This is a genomic window from Pseudomonas frigoris, assembly GCF_047758635.1.
GTDB lineage: Bacteria > Pseudomonadota > Gammaproteobacteria > Pseudomonadales > Pseudomonadaceae > Aquipseudomonas > Aquipseudomonas frigoris.
Genome location: NZ_CP180479.1, coordinates 4,480,407 through 4,494,431 on the forward strand (window position 1 = coordinate 4,480,407; position 14,025 = coordinate 4,494,431).

Annotated in this window: 18 protein-coding genes and 2 pseudogenes; 13 read left to right on the forward strand and 7 right to left on the reverse strand. The window is 55.1% G+C overall.

The window, feature by feature from the left end; translation table 11 throughout:
- Position 1: 1 nt before the first annotated feature.
- The 7 genes and pseudogenes from ACMXYH_RS20380 (at position 2) to ACMXYH_RS20410 (ending at position 6,960) form a co-directional block, all read left to right on the forward strand.
- Positions 2–2,350, forward strand: a pseudogene (locus ACMXYH_RS20380) (heavy metal translocating P-type ATPase).
- A gap of 111 nt (positions 2,351–2,461) precedes the next feature.
- Positions 2,462–2,662: a heavy-metal-associated domain-containing protein gene (locus tag ACMXYH_RS20385; protein WP_415764682.1), complete on the forward strand. Its 201-nt coding sequence runs from the start codon at positions 2,462–2,464 to the stop codon at positions 2,660–2,662.
- 203 nt (positions 2,663–2,865) lie between these two features.
- The gene (locus tag ACMXYH_RS20390; protein WP_415764683.1) at positions 2,866–3,072 is read left to right on the forward strand and encodes a co-regulatory protein PtrA N-terminal domain-containing protein; all 207 of its coding nucleotides are present in this window, start codon (positions 2,866–2,868) and stop codon (positions 3,070–3,072) included.
- Positions 3,073–3,291: 219 nt separating this feature from the next.
- Positions 3,292–5,262 carry a copper resistance system multicopper oxidase gene (locus ACMXYH_RS20395; protein WP_415764684.1) on the forward strand — a complete coding sequence of 657 codons (1,971 nt, stop codon included), beginning with the start codon at positions 3,292–3,294 and terminating at the stop codon, positions 5,260–5,262.
- A 12-nt stretch (positions 5,263–5,274) separates the two neighbouring features.
- A complete protein-coding gene (locus ACMXYH_RS20400) occupies positions 5,275–5,400 on the forward strand; it encodes a hypothetical protein (RefSeq protein ID WP_415764685.1) in 126 nt (41 codons plus the stop codon).
- Entirely contained in the window at positions 5,372–6,352 is a 981-nt protein-coding gene (locus tag ACMXYH_RS20405) for a copper resistance protein B (RefSeq protein ID WP_415764686.1), read from the forward strand. The genes ACMXYH_RS20400 and ACMXYH_RS20405 overlap by 29 nt, the downstream gene beginning before the upstream one ends.
- A 146-nt stretch (positions 6,353–6,498) precedes the next feature.
- On the forward strand, positions 6,499–6,960 hold the full coding sequence (locus ACMXYH_RS20410; RefSeq protein WP_415764687.1) for a DUF411 domain-containing protein: 462 nt from the start codon (positions 6,499–6,501) through the stop codon (positions 6,958–6,960).
- Positions 6,961–7,080: 120 nt separating this feature from the next.
- Here the strand turns inward: ACMXYH_RS20410 and ACMXYH_RS20415 are convergent, their stop codons facing one another.
- From ACMXYH_RS20415 to merR, 5 genes are all read right to left on the reverse strand, one after another.
- The gene (locus ACMXYH_RS20415) at positions 7,081–7,797 is read right to left on the reverse strand and encodes a tyrosinase family protein (RefSeq protein WP_415764688.1); all 717 of its coding nucleotides are present in this window, start codon (positions 7,795–7,797) and stop codon (positions 7,081–7,083) included.
- 356 nt (positions 7,798–8,153) lie between these two features.
- Complete coding sequence (locus ACMXYH_RS20420; RefSeq protein WP_415764689.1) at positions 8,154–8,357, reverse strand: hypothetical protein; 204 nt, start codon at positions 8,355–8,357, stop codon at positions 8,154–8,156.
- Between the two features lie 77 nt (positions 8,358–8,434).
- Positions 8,435–9,208 carry a molybdopterin-dependent oxidoreductase gene (locus ACMXYH_RS20425; protein WP_415764690.1) on the reverse strand — a complete coding sequence of 258 codons (774 nt, stop codon included), beginning with the start codon at positions 9,206–9,208 and terminating at the stop codon, positions 8,435–8,437.
- A 3-nt stretch (positions 9,209–9,211) separates the two neighbouring features.
- Entirely contained in the window at positions 9,212–9,805 is a 594-nt protein-coding gene (locus tag ACMXYH_RS20430) for a cytochrome b/b6 domain-containing protein (protein WP_415764691.1), read from the reverse strand.
- Positions 9,806–9,994: 189 nt separating this feature from the next.
- Positions 9,995–10,393: an Hg(II)-responsive transcriptional regulator gene (merR, locus tag ACMXYH_RS20435; RefSeq protein WP_415764693.1), complete on the reverse strand. Its 399-nt coding sequence runs from the start codon at positions 10,391–10,393 to the stop codon at positions 9,995–9,997.
- 75 nt (positions 10,394–10,468) lie between these two features.
- Between merR and ACMXYH_RS20440 the strand changes: the two genes are divergently transcribed.
- From ACMXYH_RS20440 to ACMXYH_RS20450, 3 genes are read left to right on the forward strand one after another with little or no spacing between them, the layout of a single operon-like run.
- Positions 10,469–10,816 (forward strand): mercuric transporter MerT family protein, encoded by a 348-nt coding sequence (locus ACMXYH_RS20440; RefSeq protein WP_415764694.1) that lies wholly within the window; start codon positions 10,469–10,471, stop codon positions 10,814–10,816.
- A 12-nt stretch (positions 10,817–10,828) separates the two neighbouring features.
- On the forward strand, positions 10,829–11,104 hold the full coding sequence (gene merP, locus ACMXYH_RS20445) for a mercury resistance system periplasmic binding protein MerP (protein ID WP_415764696.1): 276 nt from the start codon (positions 10,829–10,831) through the stop codon (positions 11,102–11,104).
- Between the two features lie 6 nt (positions 11,105–11,110).
- The gene (locus ACMXYH_RS20450) at positions 11,111–11,323 is read left to right on the forward strand and encodes a GDCCVxC domain-containing (seleno)protein (RefSeq protein ID WP_415764698.1); all 213 of its coding nucleotides are present in this window, start codon (positions 11,111–11,113) and stop codon (positions 11,321–11,323) included.
- Between the two features lie 21 nt (positions 11,324–11,344).
- On the opposite strand, the gene ACMXYH_RS20455 is transcribed toward ACMXYH_RS20450, so the two are convergent.
- Entirely contained in the window at positions 11,345–12,250 is a 906-nt protein-coding gene (locus ACMXYH_RS20455) for a F510_1955 family glycosylhydrolase (protein WP_415764699.1), read from the reverse strand.
- 41 nt (positions 12,251–12,291) lie between these two features.
- Positions 12,292–12,459 (reverse strand): annotated as a pseudogene (locus ACMXYH_RS20460) (peroxiredoxin); the annotation flags it as partial.
- Between the two features lie 435 nt (positions 12,460–12,894).
- Here ACMXYH_RS20460 and ACMXYH_RS20465 point away from each other — a divergent pair.
- The 3 genes from ACMXYH_RS20465 to ACMXYH_RS20475 all read left to right on the forward strand — a co-directional run bounded on the left by ACMXYH_RS20465 (position 12,895) and on the right by ACMXYH_RS20475 (position 14,021).
- Positions 12,895–13,314, forward strand: a complete 420-nt coding sequence (locus tag ACMXYH_RS20465) for a MerR family transcriptional regulator (protein ID WP_415764700.1) — start codon at positions 12,895–12,897, stop codon at positions 13,312–13,314.
- Positions 13,304–13,546: a DUF2933 domain-containing protein gene (locus ACMXYH_RS20470; protein WP_415764701.1), complete on the forward strand. Its 243-nt coding sequence runs from the start codon at positions 13,304–13,306 to the stop codon at positions 13,544–13,546. The genes ACMXYH_RS20465 and ACMXYH_RS20470 overlap by 11 nt, the downstream gene beginning before the upstream one ends.
- A 133-nt stretch (positions 13,547–13,679) precedes the next feature.
- Entirely contained in the window at positions 13,680–14,021 is a 342-nt protein-coding gene (locus ACMXYH_RS20475; protein WP_415764702.1) for a hypothetical protein, read from the forward strand.
- Positions 14,022–14,025: the final 4 nt, after the last annotated feature.

Here is a 14,025-nt window from a genome sequence, read left to right on the forward strand (position 1 = left end):
CATGCCTAACGCCACGAGTCACCTCGAGCATAATCACGCCCATCCGGTAAAACTCCAAGATGGAGGTCTACGCGATCCAGTGTGCGGCATGGCTGTTACCCCTCCGAGCAAGTTCAGTGAGCGTTATGAGGGGCAGACCTATCAGTTTTGCAGTCTGAAGTGTCAAGAGAAGTTTCGAGCTGATCCTGATCCTTATCTCGAGAACCCATCTGCTCCCGAACACTCTAGCCAGCCAAAGCCGCAGGCGGGTACTGAATTCACGTGCCCCATGCACCCAGAGATACGTCAGTCAGGCCCCGGCATCTGCCCTAAATGTGGCATGACATTGGAGCCAGTCATGCCTGGGCTGGAAGAGGAAGAAAACCCCGAGATCAAGGATTTCACCCGTCGCTTTTGATGGTCATTGCCATTAACCGTAATAGTGACAGTGCTCGCTATGGCGGGACATTCCCTGCAAATTTTCCATGGGACTACCCAGAACTGGATCGAGCTAATCCTTGCAACCCCCGTGACCCTATGGGCCGGTTGGCCCTTTTTTGTGAGGGGTATCGCGTCCATTCGTCATCGCAGTCCCAATATGTGGACCTTGATTGGCCTGGGGACAGCGGCTGCGTATCTTTACAGCGTCGTAGCCACCCTGCATCCCCAGAGTTTTCCCGTCACCTTCATGCAAGATGGCCGTATCGGCGTCTACTTCGAAGCCGCAGCAGTGATCATCTCGCTGACCTTGTTCGGGCAGATGCTTGAACTCAAAGCTCGATCACAAACGTCTGCGGCAATTAAGTCTCTTCTTGGTCTGTCTCCGAAAACCGCACGCAGGATCAATGCCGATGGCACAGAGGAAGACATCCCTCTGACGCATGTGCATAAGGGTGATCACCTATGGGTAAGACCAGGTGAAAAAGTTCCTGTCGATGGCTCGGTACTGGAGGGTGAAAGCGCGGTCGATGAGTCGATGCTGACCGGCGAGCCCCTACCAGTGATGAAAAGAAGCAGGGATAGCCTGATCGGGGCCACGCTCAATACTCATGGCAGCCTGGTGATGGAAGCGCAAAAGATTGGTGCCGAAACCATGCTGTCGCAAATCGTGCAGATGGTGGTCCGTGCCCAACGCTCTAAAGCTCCCATGCAACGTATGGCTGACGCCGTCGCTGGTTACTTTGTGATGGGGGTAATCGCGATTGCCCTGCTGACTCTTCTGGGGTGGGGGCTGTTCGGTCCTGAACCCAGTTGGGTCTTTGGCCTGATCAATGCGGTCGCCGTACTGATTATTGCCTGCCCCTGTGCCCTGGGGCTCGCGACCCCTATGTCGATCATGGTTTCCACGGGTAAAGCGGCCAGCATGGGCGTGCTGTTCAGAGATGCCAGTGCCATCGAGAACCTTTGCAAGATCGACACACTGATCGTCGATAAGACCGGCACCCTGACAGAGGGGCGCCCGGTGTTTCATAGTGTGGAAGCCACGCAGAAATTCGTCAAAAACGATGTACTTCAACTGGCCGCCAGCCTCGATCAAGGCAGTGAGCATCCCTTGGCTCATGCCATTGTTGATCATGCTCGTGCTGAAAATCTTGTCCTAACCAAGCCTGAGTCGTTCGAGTCCGGCTCAGGAATTGGGGTCAGCGGTTTGATAGGTGGCAAGAAAGCCCAACTAGGTAATACCGCCTTGATGGAAGAGGCTGGTGTGAACATCAGCCCCCTCAGGAACCGCGCCGAGCAATTGCGCCTTGAGGGCATCAGCATCATCTACCTGGCGGTCGACGGAGTCCTGGCCGGATTGCTCGCAGTGTCAGACCCGATCAAGCCGACCTCTAAAGAGGCTGTCACCAAGCTCAAAGCTGACAATGTAAAAATCATCATGGCCACTGGAGACGGCCTCACCACGGCACGAGCTGTAGCCAAGGAGATGGGCATTGAAGAAGTCCACGGTGAAGTGAAACCTCAGGACAAGGAGCGCCTGGTCGCAGACCTTCAGCAATACGGTCGACGGGTTGCCATGGCTGGTGACGGTATCAATGATGCACCGGCTCTGGCTCGAGCAGATGTGGGCATCGCGATGGGGACAGGGACAGACGTCGCGATGAACAGCGCGCAGCTCACCCTGGTAAAAGGCGACTTGATGGGGATCCTTCGAGCGCGTGCCCTGTCTGTCGCGACAGTAAAAAACATGCGGCAAAACCTGGGCTTCGCCTTTATCTACAACTCGATGGGTATCCCGCTCGCCGCAGGCCTGCTGTATCCACTGACCGGACATCTCTTGTCGCCGATGGTCGCGGCCATCGCCATGAGCGTCAGCTCCGCATCCGTGGTGTTCAATGCGTTGAGGCTGAGGAACACCCGTATAGAGTGAGACGTCGACACCATTCAAGTGTGGGCTCAGACAACCCTTGACCTTCCTATCGTGTCAACGTTGATGCTGTGGCTGCGGCTAAAGATGCCGCTCAATACGAGAGGAATAACTATGTTCGTCTTAGATGTATCAGACATTGGTTGTGGCGGTTGCGTTAGCAAAATCACCAAAACCATTCAGGCGTTGGATAGCGAGGCAACGGTTTCGGTGGACCGTAATGCCGGGAAGGTCAACGTCGAAAGCAACGAAAGCCCAGAGCGCGTCCGCGCAGTTGTTGACGCGTTGGGTTTCCCTTCGAAAATCAGCACCTGAGGGCGCTGGTCAGTTCACGCGCTTACGTTTCTTATGAGCACTGTCTCCTTAAAATCGCAACCTGACACAACGGTAATGCTCACTTAAGGCTTCTGACAGGAGGAGAGTTTTAAGATTGCGTCGCGTCTTGAACTCTGCCCCCACGAATTACGTCTTGATGTAACTTCAACGGGGGTATCCAAATCTCATCCGAGGATACCCAAATGAAATCCATGAAAACCCTGTTGGTCATCGCAGCCCTGACCGTCTCTTCTCTGGCGATGGCTGAAGGCGGCAGTGATCGCGCATTCGCACGCATGGAAGCGGCCAGACAGAACTCAATGGAGGCGTCCCAGGTCGCCCAAAAGCAAGGCCCCCAATCACCCGTAGCAGAAAGCAAAGCCAAAGCCGCCGACCACGCTAATTGCTGAATAGCTTGACGCACTCCCAAGCTGACAGAAATGTAATCACCGTGGTTGTCCAAATGTGGCAATTTCTGAGCTCGCTCACCGTATCAATTCGTCTTTAGTGACGGCGGGCGAAGCTCATCCGGGCTCAACACGAATTCCCGAGAGAGTGCCTTCAACCTGTATGAGCAACTCACTGGTTGTTTCGCACAGCTCCCCTTTGATTGATTGGACATAAACGGCATGCATTCCAAAACCTCTAGGCGGACCTTCGTCAAAGGCCTGGCAGCTGGTGGCATTCTTGGCGGCCTTGGTCTGTGGCGCACCCCTGTATGGGCAGTGACCAGTCCTGGCCTGCCGAGCGTACTGACCGGCAACGAGTTTGATCTGTTTATTGGTGAAACCCCGGTAAACATCACCGGTTCGCCGCGCACCGCAATGACCATCAATGGCACTCTGCCGGGGCCCCTGCTGCGCTGGCGCGAAGGAGAAACGGTCACACTGCGTGTGAAAAACCGTCTAGACCAGGACACCTCAATCCATTGGCATGGGATCATCCTGCCGGCCAACATGGATGGTGTGCCAGGCTTGAGCTTTCACGGTATCGCGCCCGATGGCATGTACGAGTACAAATTCAAAGTTCATCAGAACGGTACGTACTGGTACCACAGCCACTCGGGTTTACAGGAACAGGTAGGCGTTTACGGTCCAATCGTGATCGACTCGAAAGAGCCTGAACCTTTTCAATACGACCGTGATTACGTGGTGATGCTGACCGACTGGACCGATGAAGATCCTGGTCGCGTCATGGCCAAGCTCAAGAAGCAATCGGACTACTACAACCACCACAAACGCACTGTTGGCGACTTCATCGACGATGTCAGCAAGCAAGGCTGGTCCGCAGCCGTGGCCGATCGGAAGATGTGGGCCGAAATGAAAATGAACCCCACCGATCTCGCAGACGTCAGTGGGGATACTTACACCTACCTCATGAATGGCCAGGCCCCTAACGGTAACTGGACCGGGATTTTCAAACCGGGTGAGAAGCTGCGCCTGCGCTTTATCAACGGCTCGGGCATGAGCTACTTCGACGTCCGTATCCCAGGCCTGAAAATGACCGTTGTGGCCGCTGACGGCCAGCACGTCAACCCTGTCAGCGTCGATGAATTCCGCATCGCTGTGGCAGAAACCTATGACGTGATCGTGGAGCCTACTAGCCAAGAGGCTTACACCATTTTCGCCCAATCCATGGATCGAACCGGTTATGCACGCGGAACCCTGGCGGTACGCGAAGGGTTGAAAGCGCCGGTACCGGCGATCGATCCCCGCCCTCTTTTGACCATGGATGACATGGGAATGGGCGGTATGGCCGGCATGGACCATGGCAGCATGGGTGGCGACATGTCTGGCATGGCCGGAATGGACCACAGCAAGATGACCGGTATGGACCAGGGCGACATGACCGGCATGGACAGCAGTGACATGTCTAACATGGCCGGCATGGATCACAGCAAGATGACCGGCATGGACAAGGGCGACATGTCCACCATGGCCGGCATGGACCACAGCAAGATGACCGGTATGGACCAGGGCGACATGTCCAACATGGCCGGCATGGATCACAGCAAGATGACGGGTATGGATCATGGTGATATGTCAGGAATGGCTGGCATGAGCGGCATGGGTGATATGCAGTCTCACCCAGCTTCCGAAACCAACAACCCCTTGGTTGATATGCAAGCCATGAGCCCAACGCCGAAGCTCAACGATCCTGGCATTGGCTTACGAAACAACGGCCGTCGCGTGCTCACATATTCTGACCTGAAGAGTACTTTCCAGGATCCTGATGGCCGCGAACCCAATCGCACCATTGAGCTGCATCTGACCGGTCATATGGAGAAGTTCTCGTGGTCATTCAACGGCATTAAATTCTCTGACGCCGAGCCGTTGCGCCTCAAGTATGGCGAGCGTCTACGCATCACGCTGGTGAACGACACCATGATGACCCACCCCATCCACCTCCACGGCATGTGGAGTGATCTTGAGGATGAGAACGGCAAATTCATGGTGCGCAAACACACGATCGATATGCCGCCCGGAACCAAACGCAGCTACAGAGTCACCGCCGACGCTCTGGGACGATGGGCCTATCACTGCCACCTGCTATTCCATATGGAAATGGGCATGTTCCGTGAAGTACGGGTAGATGAGTAAAGGAGACGGGTTATGAGTACTTACCTAAATCGAAAATCGCTGATGGGCGAGTCCAAACCTGATCACGAGGCAATGGATCACAACAAGATGAGCCATGAGTCGATGGATCATGACCAAAAAACCAAAAAGGCAGATTGAGATCATGACCAGTAAGCTTTTGCGCCCAGCCTTGATTGCACTGGCAGTCTCCGTCAGTCTTGCTTTCTTTGCCGTGGCCAACGCCGCTGAAGAGATGGATCACGGCTCGATGGGAACCATGGACCATAGCAAGATGGGGGCCATGGATCACAGCAAGATGAACATGGACCAAGGCCAAATGGACGGCATGGAGAGCATGGACCACAGCAATATGAGTATGGATGCAGGAGCGACCACCACGAGTCGTACCCCCATTCCCGTACTTACCGACGCTGATCGTGCAGCCGCCTTTCCACCGGTGGCTGGTCATGGCGTCCACGACAAAAAACTCAACTCCTTCATCCTGCTTGATAAGTTCGAGTACCAGGATGCTGACAACGGCAGCGCGCTGAGCTGGGATGCAAAGGGATGGATCGGTGGAGACGTTGATCGCCTGTGGTTGCGTTCGGAAGGTGAACGTACCAACGGCGTAACCGAGAGCGCCGAACTCCAAGCGCTTTGGGGGCATTCGATCGGTCCGTGGTGGGATGTCGTCACCGGCGTACGCCAAGACTTCAAACCTGGCTCACCACAGACTTGGGGGGCTCTTGGCATTCAGGGGATGGCCCTCTACAACTTCGAAACCGAAGCGACAGCTTACATCGGTGAGAACGGCCAGACTGCCGCTCGGTTCGAGGGTGACTACGACATTCTGCTCACCAATCGCCTGATCTTGCAGCCGACCGCTGAAGCGAATCTCTACGGGAAAAACGATCCTCAGCGCGGCATTGGCTCGGGCTTGGCGAATACCGAAGTGGGCTTGCGTTTGCGCTATGAAATTTTCCGCGAATTTGCCCCCTATATCGGGGTGACCTGGAATCGCTCCTATGGCAAGACCGCCGACCTGGCCGAAGACGAAGGACAAAAGACCAACGAGGCTCGATTTGTAGCCGGTATTCGGATGTGGTTCTGAGTCATTTGCCTGAGCAACACCATCAAGAACTTTGAGTGATCGGGGAGACTTCTCCCTCGCTCAGGGTAGAAACATCACGCACGGCCATGCAGCGGGTGTCGAAACTTCAAAGGTTCACACCGCTGCCAAGGCAAAGGATATTACCCATGCAAAATAACTTCCGCCTGCGTGCATTACGCATCGCGACATTCGCGGCACTGTTCATTGGTTCAACTGCTCACGCAGCACAGGCCCTGACAATCGATGTCCATCGAGATGCAAACTGCGGGTGCTGCAAGAAATGGATTCAGCACCTTGAGGCCAACGGCTTCACTGTCATTGACCATGTAGAAACCAACATGAGCGCGGTTAAACAGGACCTCGGTGTCGCTCCACGACTCTCGTCGTGCCACACCGCGGTGATCAATGGGAAGTTTGTTGAGGGCCATGTACCCGCTGAGCAAATAATTGCGATGAGCAAACGCAATGACCTGGTCGGGATCGTGGCGCCCGGTATGCCGGCAGGCTCACCAGGGATGGAAGTCGATGGAAAGCACGACGCTTATCAGATTGTCGGCCTGACTAAAGCAGGCACCGATCAGATCATTGCTGAATACCCAGGAACCTAATCTGAATATAGGTACTGATGGGGCGCAACCGGCCCGATGCGGTCGGTCTCATCCGTCAGCAAAATAAGGGGCGATTCATCCGCCCCTTTTCGATTGGAATTTGAGATTCAACACTGCCCTCTACACGTAGGAGTAGCCAAGCGTATTGATGCTCAACAGTGAAGAGACCTTCACACCAAATGGAATGCCAACACCCATATCGACGGGCTTCAGAACCTGGCTAGGCGTTGGTGGATTCTTCCCGTTTGGACTCGCTTGCCAATCAGCCCACGTCTTGTCGATAAATGCATGATGCAGCCAAAACAAAGGATCGGTGGGTGAACTGGAACCCTTCATGTTACCCCCAACGGCATTGTGTGTACCTCCATGCACTGTGCCTTCAAGCAGTGTTTGAAACCCGCTGAAAGTACCTGGAAAGGTATTAACAGCGAGCAAATCGGCGGCTGCCGCGAGCTTCGAAGCGTCCCACTGGCGCGTCACTGACCAACGCGCGAGAAGGCTGGAATCAGCCAGTGCAGTCGGTACGCCGCGGTCGGTGATGGAATCCCAATAGGGTATTGAAACAGTTGGGTCGATGGTTTGAATGCGCTCTTCAAAAAGCTTCAAAAGTCGTCGGTGCCAGGTAAGGAAGTTCTTTCCTGGCATCCATCTCCCATTCATTGGCATAGCGTGAACACTCCAATCCATATGGGACATGTCCATGGCCTCCACGTGGAGTGATACGAATCGGCGATAAGCAGGAGCCGGTGCCTCAGGGCCATGCATGGCATTGATGGCAGCAATCAATGCCTTCCACTCCGCCGCGGTCAGGTTCTTCTGATTCTTTCGGATACCCATGAGATTCTCCTTGAAGGGAATACACCGTAGACGCAATGGCCAATCTGCTTGATCCGTCCGGTAGCAGAGTGAGCGTAGCTAGTCATCTACCACTCCTCCACCCACAGGTCTCTTCTGGCCTTCCTCGCCGGTCGTCACCACAAGGCACTGCTTTCTTTCGCTGACAATGCCCTTATTCCCCAAAGTCGCTGCTCCCCATTCAGGCAGAACTTTACTTTCCAATCAGCTCCTTTGGGGGGGCATTAAGGATAGGGAAGCACTTGAACGGAACCAGATGCCAATCCGTGTGATAGCAGTGATAGTGATAACGGAAGGTAGGCCTATGGCACCATCAGCGTTGGTTGCAGACGGAAGTTTTACTTGCCGCTGCGCAAGTACTTGATCAGCGCCAGAATCGCGAGGACAAGCACCGCCAGTATGAGCAGTCCAAACACAACGCAAGCAGCCATCATGCCGTTCCCCATCATGATCATGCCCGGCCCCGCGCCCTCTGTTGCCTGGGCAAGCCCCATCATCAATACGAAAAGACTTGGTACCAAGCACGAAATCAGCCAATTCATGTGTTGAGCCCTCGGTTACTGGCTGACGGTTTTTTGATGTGTCCGTCATTCAGCTAGTGCTGATGGTCCTGGAATGTTCAACTGCCACTAAACCAGTTGTAACCCTGATCCTCCCAATAGCCACCGGGGTAGTCATTGGTCACAAAGATCTCCACAACATGTTTGGGGTTCTTGAAGCCCAGTTTGGTCGGCATACGCAGCCGCAAAGGGTAGCCATATTCCGGCGGCAAGACCTGATCGTCATAGCTCAGGGTGAGCAGCGTCTGCGCGTGTAGAGCCGTGGGCATGTCGATGCTGCTGTAATAGTCATCAGCGCATTTCAGTCCCACATATTTGGCGCTGGTATCAGCGCCCACGCGTTGTAGAAAGGTCGAAAAGGTCACCCCACCCCATTTGCCGATGGCGCTCCACCCCTCCACGCAAATCAGCCGCGTAACCTGACTGGTTTGCGGCAGCTGGTTCAGCTCGGTGAGGGTCCAGCTGTGCTTATCCTGGACCAGGCCACCAACCGCGAGATTGAAACCAGCACCGTCGATGTTCGGGATGCTGTTGCGGTCGTAGTAGGCATTGAAGGGAAATGGGCGTGTCATCATGGACTCGGGGTAGGTCGGTGCCAGTCTGCTCGGATCGAATAGTGCCGCCTGCACCTTGTCGTTGAAGCGCGAGACCATTTTCAGCATGGACTCCACGGAGTCGCTGCCATCCAGGCGACACCCTGTCAGCAAGACAATCCCGCCCAGCGTCCAGACATGCCGAAGGAATTCTCTACGTGCGGGTAGATCAAGTTCCTGCGCTACCGATTTGATGATGGCGGTGTCATCTAGCCCGTCTTGTTTAACTTTTCTGATCATGGTTCAGCGTCCACGCAGCATGGCAATCAGGGTGCGTGGCACGAGGGCCACAATCACAAGATGCACCACGGTAAAGGCGACCAGCAGGCCCATGCAGACAAAATGCACGATGCGCGCTGAGTCATAGTCGCCCATCAGTTCCCTCAGCAGAGGAAACTGCACCGGTTTCCAGATCACCAGACCCGACAGCACGAGCACAATGAGATCGAGCACGACAAAGAGGTAGGCGAGCTTTTGCAGGGAGTTGTATTGCCGCAAGTCGACATGGGCGAGCTTTCCCCTGAGGGCCGCCAGGCAATCATGCAAAACTTCGGTGGGGCGTATCGGGAAAAACTTGTAGGCGATGCGGCCGGAGAAAATATTGAGTAGAAGGTAAAGGGTGCCGTTGATGACCAGTACCCACATCGCCGCGAAATGCCACAAAAGTGCACCCGCCAACCAACCACCCAGGGTGATGCTGTCGGGAATCCGAAAGGAAAAAATCGGTGACGCGTTATAGATACGCCAGCCGCTCATCACCAGAATGAACACCGCGATGACGTTGACCCAATGGGTCAGCCGGAGCCAAATCGGGTGAATCGCTTGGGGGCTACTCATAATCCCTATCCTGCCGGCACAGTGCCGACCAGTCCCCCACGACCACCACGAAGCGTGTTGGCTCAATCCCCCATTGTTAACCGGCAACTCCAATGGAGTCGCAAACAGCGCCGACCTAGCGGCGTATCTATCAAGACTAGCATCGGCTTATAGGCGCCATTTTAGATTATTCATCCTGGGTAATCAGGATTACTCATGCTCCAGTGACTCGATGATTGGACAATTCAACCCTCCATCTCCGGCATCACATTGCTGCACCAGGCTGACCAGGTTCTTTTGCAACGCGGCAAGGTCGGCGATTTTCTGTTCAATTAGCGCCAGCTTGCTGACTGCTAATGCCCGCGTCTCGGCGCACGCACAGCCTTTATCCAGCCGTAACAGTCCACCGATTTCCGATAGCGTAAAGCCGAGTGCCTGCGCTCGTTTGATAAAGCGCAGGCACTCAGCCTGTTCCGCCGCATAGCGCCGGTGACCACCCAGCGGCTTGGTGGGCTCATCCAGCAGGCCGAGTCGCTGGTAATAGCGAATGGTCTCGACACTCACTCCAGCTGCATCCGCCAGTTTTCCAATGGTCAGCTCTTTCAACACCACATCCCCCTTGATTCCGTACCTAGGTACAGGATTTACAATATCACTTGGATAAACGGGCTCAAGGAAACCGACATGGCATTTATCACGGGGAAGAACTCGCTGTTCGCCAGTGCGCTTGCCGCTATTGGCGCATCAGTCTGTTGCGTCGGACCACTGGTATTACTGACCCTTGGGATTGGCGGTGCCTGGGTCGCAAATTTGACGGCACTGGAGCCCTATCGCCCCATCTTCATCGGGCTGACGCTGCTATTTCTCGGTTCGGCCTTCTACAAACTCTACCTTGTACCTCAGGCCTGCGCTTCGGGTTCGTCTTGCGCTGTCTCTCGTACCCTAAAACGGCAACGGTTCATTTTCTGGCTGGTTGCAGTACTACTGCTCGGCCTGTTGGCCGTGCCTTGGTTAGCCCCATTGTTTTACTGAGAGAAGGTCACCATGCGCTCACTACTGATTGCCCTGCTGGTCAGCTTACCTTTGGCAGCGCTGGCCGCCCCGCCAATATCCATTACGCTCGAAGTGCAGAACATGACCTGCGAGGTTTGCCCGATCACAGTGAAGAAGGCACTGCAGAAAGTACCAGGCGTAAATGCGGTCACGGTCGATTTCGACAAGAAAACAGCCACTGTGACCTTCGACCCGGACCAAGCCACGTACGAAGCGCTCACCAAGGCGACCATGAACGCAGGCTACCCCTCCACCGTGCAGAAGTGATACCCCATGAGTACCCTTGTTCTTGAGTCTCTGCTGACCTGCCCGCACTGTGGTTTCGCCAAGCGCGAAAGCATGCCCACAGATGCCTGTCTGTATTTCTACGAATGCAGCAACTGCAAAAGTCTATTGCGCCCTGATCCAGGCGACTGCTGCGTGTTCTGCTCCTTCGGCTCGGTGAAATGCCCACCGATTCAAGCGCAGCGAGGGTGTTGTGGATAGGGGACACACCGGGCTGAGGCGTTATTCCAACGTTTGCCCCGCCTGTGCGATAGCTTTCCAGGTCTTGCCTTCGTCTTGCGACAGATAGACGTCACGCTTGAGGGTCGCTATCGCCCACTCCTGAGCATTGGTTGGACTCTGCGCCAGGTAAGCGACGGCGTCCTGATCGAGTGGTGGTAAACCGAGAGCACTGATCTCGTGGGTCTTCAGGTCCAGGATCGAGAGCCGTGGTACTTTGTCATAACTGCCGAACCATAAGCTCTTTCCGTCGAGGCTGAAGCTGACGCTCAGCACCTGAGCGTCTTGGAGAACTGGTTGGAAATGTTCACCGGCATCGTTTGATAAAAACAGACCACTGCTGGTCGCCACGGCAACTGTTTTGCTGTCAGTGGGATGCACCGCCAATGCCCTCGGCTCTGAACCCATCCCCTGCGCCAAAGCATGCTGCCAGGTGGCTCCGTCGTTCAGGCTGTAGTACAAGCCAGCAGCGGTCATTTTCGAGTTCGGACGCGTGTTGTAAGCGTAAATAGCTCCGCTGTCGAAACCGCTGGCTAGCAGATGGAAGTCCGACTCACCCTGAAGTCCAAGCGGCTGCCAGATACTTCCACCATCACTGCTTTTGATCAGCCCGAGAGGATTGACCAGGGCACTGCCACTGGCCGGATGGCCGCTGCTATAGATCGCCTGACGACCGACAGAAAAGCCCATGTAGTCGTGTTCAGGCCCAGGAGCCTTGCTCCAGTGGCCATCACGGTACAGAGCCAGGCCGTCATGACTGGGGATGGACAGCTGCTGCCCATCCTGGCTGAAAGCGAGCCCGTGAACATGCTTCAAGGTGACTGCCGGCGCCGCGCCGGCGGTCAGGTGGGTGAACCCAATCAACACTCCAATCGATAGCGTCCGGCGTAGCGTCGTTCCCAGATACATAATCCATTCTCCACTCGTGACTGAGCCTTTGCGGGTGGTTGTTACTTCGGCTGTGCCACAGTGCGCAGATAGGGCTTCAACGTCTTGAAGCCCTGCGGGTATTTCTTCCTGGCGTCCTCGTCGGATACCGAAGTCGGAATGATGACGTCCTCACCCGGACGCCAGTTAACCGGGGTGGCGACGGTGTGCCTGGCGTTTAATTGCAGGGAGCTTCGTCGCCAATGCGGATTGCCATGTTTGGTCTCCTTGCTGTGACTGGGAGGGTAGCTGTCAGCACGCTGACTGCTGTTCCGACGGCGTTCGAGTATCTGCGTTGGACCTGTCGGCGCGAATCAGTATAGGAGACATACCAAGACAAGGCGGAACCAGGGTATTAACCCTATAAATACTTGAATTAGAAAACATTTCTGCGTGATCGGCGTTGAGATGGTTACTCAAACGACAGCAATTGCGCTGCTGCTTGACCTTGCCGCAATGACAAGGTCCAACCTTAAGGTAAAGAGGTACTTCAGGAAATTGGCGATGGCCAGCTACCTTGCCCGCTGGTCGTGTTCGGTAATGGACGCTCGAAGTAGCTGGCATGACCCGCGTCCTGCACAACAAGCATAGGGCTGACTCGGTGGTTCTTCGAGTAGGAGGATCTAGTGAACATTGGTGAGGCGGCAAGTGTCAGTGGCGTGTCCACTCGGATGATCCGCTACTACGAGCGCATCGACCTGATCCCACAGTCACGTCGCACGCGGTCTGGCTATCGCATCTACCGCGAGGACGATGTACAGGTTTTGCGCTTTGTTCATCACGCGCGGGATCTGGGGTTCCCGGTTGAACAGGTTCGTACCTTGCTGACGTTATGGCGCGACCGCAATCGTCCTGACAACGAGGTTCAGGTCATTGCGCTGAGCAACATCAATGCGCTGAATGCGCGAATTATCACGCTTGAGGTCATGCGCGAGGCTCTGTCAAATCTGGCCGAGCATTGCGATGACGCTGAGCAACCATTTGGGCCGGTTCTGGATGACCTACTTCCCATGACTTGCCCGAAAGGAGAGCATCATGACTCGTAATAACCCCACAATGCTCCGGCTTGGCGTCGGTGCCGCCATTATCCTGGCGGTAGCCTATGTCTTGTTCCCGGCTTTTCAAACCTGGATCGTGGCCGCTGCGCCACTCTTGCTGTTGCTGCTGTGTCCGCTAATGATGGTGTTTTGTATGCGCGGCATGCACAAAGATGCCCCAACTACCGATGACACACTTAAGGACAAACCGATCAAACGTGATCCGAGCGACATGCCATGAGCTGTGTCTGGCTGTTTAGCGAGTCCTTGTTTCTACATGAGGAGGTTTTTATTGACCTTCAGATGCATCCGACGGGCTCTTCCTGACAGATTCATAATTGTACAGTCCGTTACCAGCAGCTAGACTCCCCCGCATGAAACGCTACCTGCGCTGTTGTCTCATTTTCCTGATTAGCCTGGCGCTTCCCCTCAGCGGGATGGCGGGTATTCAGGCACCGACAGAACCTTGCCCAATGAAAACAGCGGGCATGGTGATGATGGGGGATATGGGTCAAGACTGCTGTCACGACATGAAAAGCCCCTCCGATCATGGCAAACCCTGCAAGCCTGGTCAGGAGTGCAAGAGCGGCAGTTTGCTGCAAGTGTCGATTGTGAAACCTGCCACCCGTTTTTCCAGTCCGCTGGTGCTATCCCTCTTCAGCGACTTCCTGCCCATTCAGACCCCGTCCGGGGTGTGGCGACCGCCTCGCGTTTGATTCC

Bases quoted from the DNA above. Each gene is read 5' to 3' on its own strand.
- ACMXYH_RS20385 (WP_415764682.1), top strand. From the start codon at position 2,462: ATGTTCGTCTTAGATGTATCAGACATTGGTTGTGGCGGTTGCGTTAGC.
- ACMXYH_RS20390 (WP_415764683.1), top strand. From the start codon at position 2,866: ATGAAATCCATGAAAACCCTGTTGGTCATCGCAGCCCTGACCGTCTCT.
- ACMXYH_RS20395 (WP_415764684.1), top strand. From the start codon at position 3,292: ATGCATTCCAAAACCTCTAGGCGGACCTTCGTCAAAGGCCTGGCAGCT.
- ACMXYH_RS20400 (WP_415764685.1), top strand. From the start codon at position 5,275: ATGAGTACTTACCTAAATCGAAAATCGCTGATGGGCGAGTCCAAACCT.
- ACMXYH_RS20405 (WP_415764686.1), top strand. From the start codon at position 5,372: ATGACCAAAAAACCAAAAAGGCAGATTGAGATCATGACCAGTAAGCTT.
- ACMXYH_RS20410 (WP_415764687.1), top strand. From the start codon at position 6,499: ATGCAAAATAACTTCCGCCTGCGTGCATTACGCATCGCGACATTCGCG.
- ACMXYH_RS20415 (WP_415764688.1), bottom strand. From the start codon at position 7,797: ATGGGTATCCGAAAGAATCAGAAGAACCTGACCGCGGCGGAGTGGAAG.
- ACMXYH_RS20420 (WP_415764689.1), bottom strand. From the start codon at position 8,357: ATGAATTGGCTGATTTCGTGCTTGGTACCAAGTCTTTTCGTATTGATG.
- ACMXYH_RS20425 (WP_415764690.1), bottom strand. From the start codon at position 9,208: ATGATCAGAAAAGTTAAACAAGACGGGCTAGATGACACCGCCATCATC.
- ACMXYH_RS20430 (WP_415764691.1), bottom strand. From the start codon at position 9,805: ATGAGTAGCCCCCAAGCGATTCACCCGATTTGGCTCCGGCTGACCCAT.
- ACMXYH_RS20440 (WP_415764694.1), top strand. From the start codon at position 10,469: ATGGCATTTATCACGGGGAAGAACTCGCTGTTCGCCAGTGCGCTTGCC.
- merP (WP_415764696.1), top strand. From the start codon at position 10,829: ATGCGCTCACTACTGATTGCCCTGCTGGTCAGCTTACCTTTGGCAGCG.
- ACMXYH_RS20450 (WP_415764698.1), top strand. From the start codon at position 11,111: ATGAGTACCCTTGTTCTTGAGTCTCTGCTGACCTGCCCGCACTGTGGT.
- ACMXYH_RS20455 (WP_415764699.1), bottom strand. From the start codon at position 12,250: ATGTATCTGGGAACGACGCTACGCCGGACGCTATCGATTGGAGTGTTG.
- ACMXYH_RS20470 (WP_415764701.1), top strand. From the start codon at position 13,304: ATGACTCGTAATAACCCCACAATGCTCCGGCTTGGCGTCGGTGCCGCC.
- ACMXYH_RS20475 (WP_415764702.1), top strand. From the start codon at position 13,680: ATGAAACGCTACCTGCGCTGTTGTCTCATTTTCCTGATTAGCCTGGCG.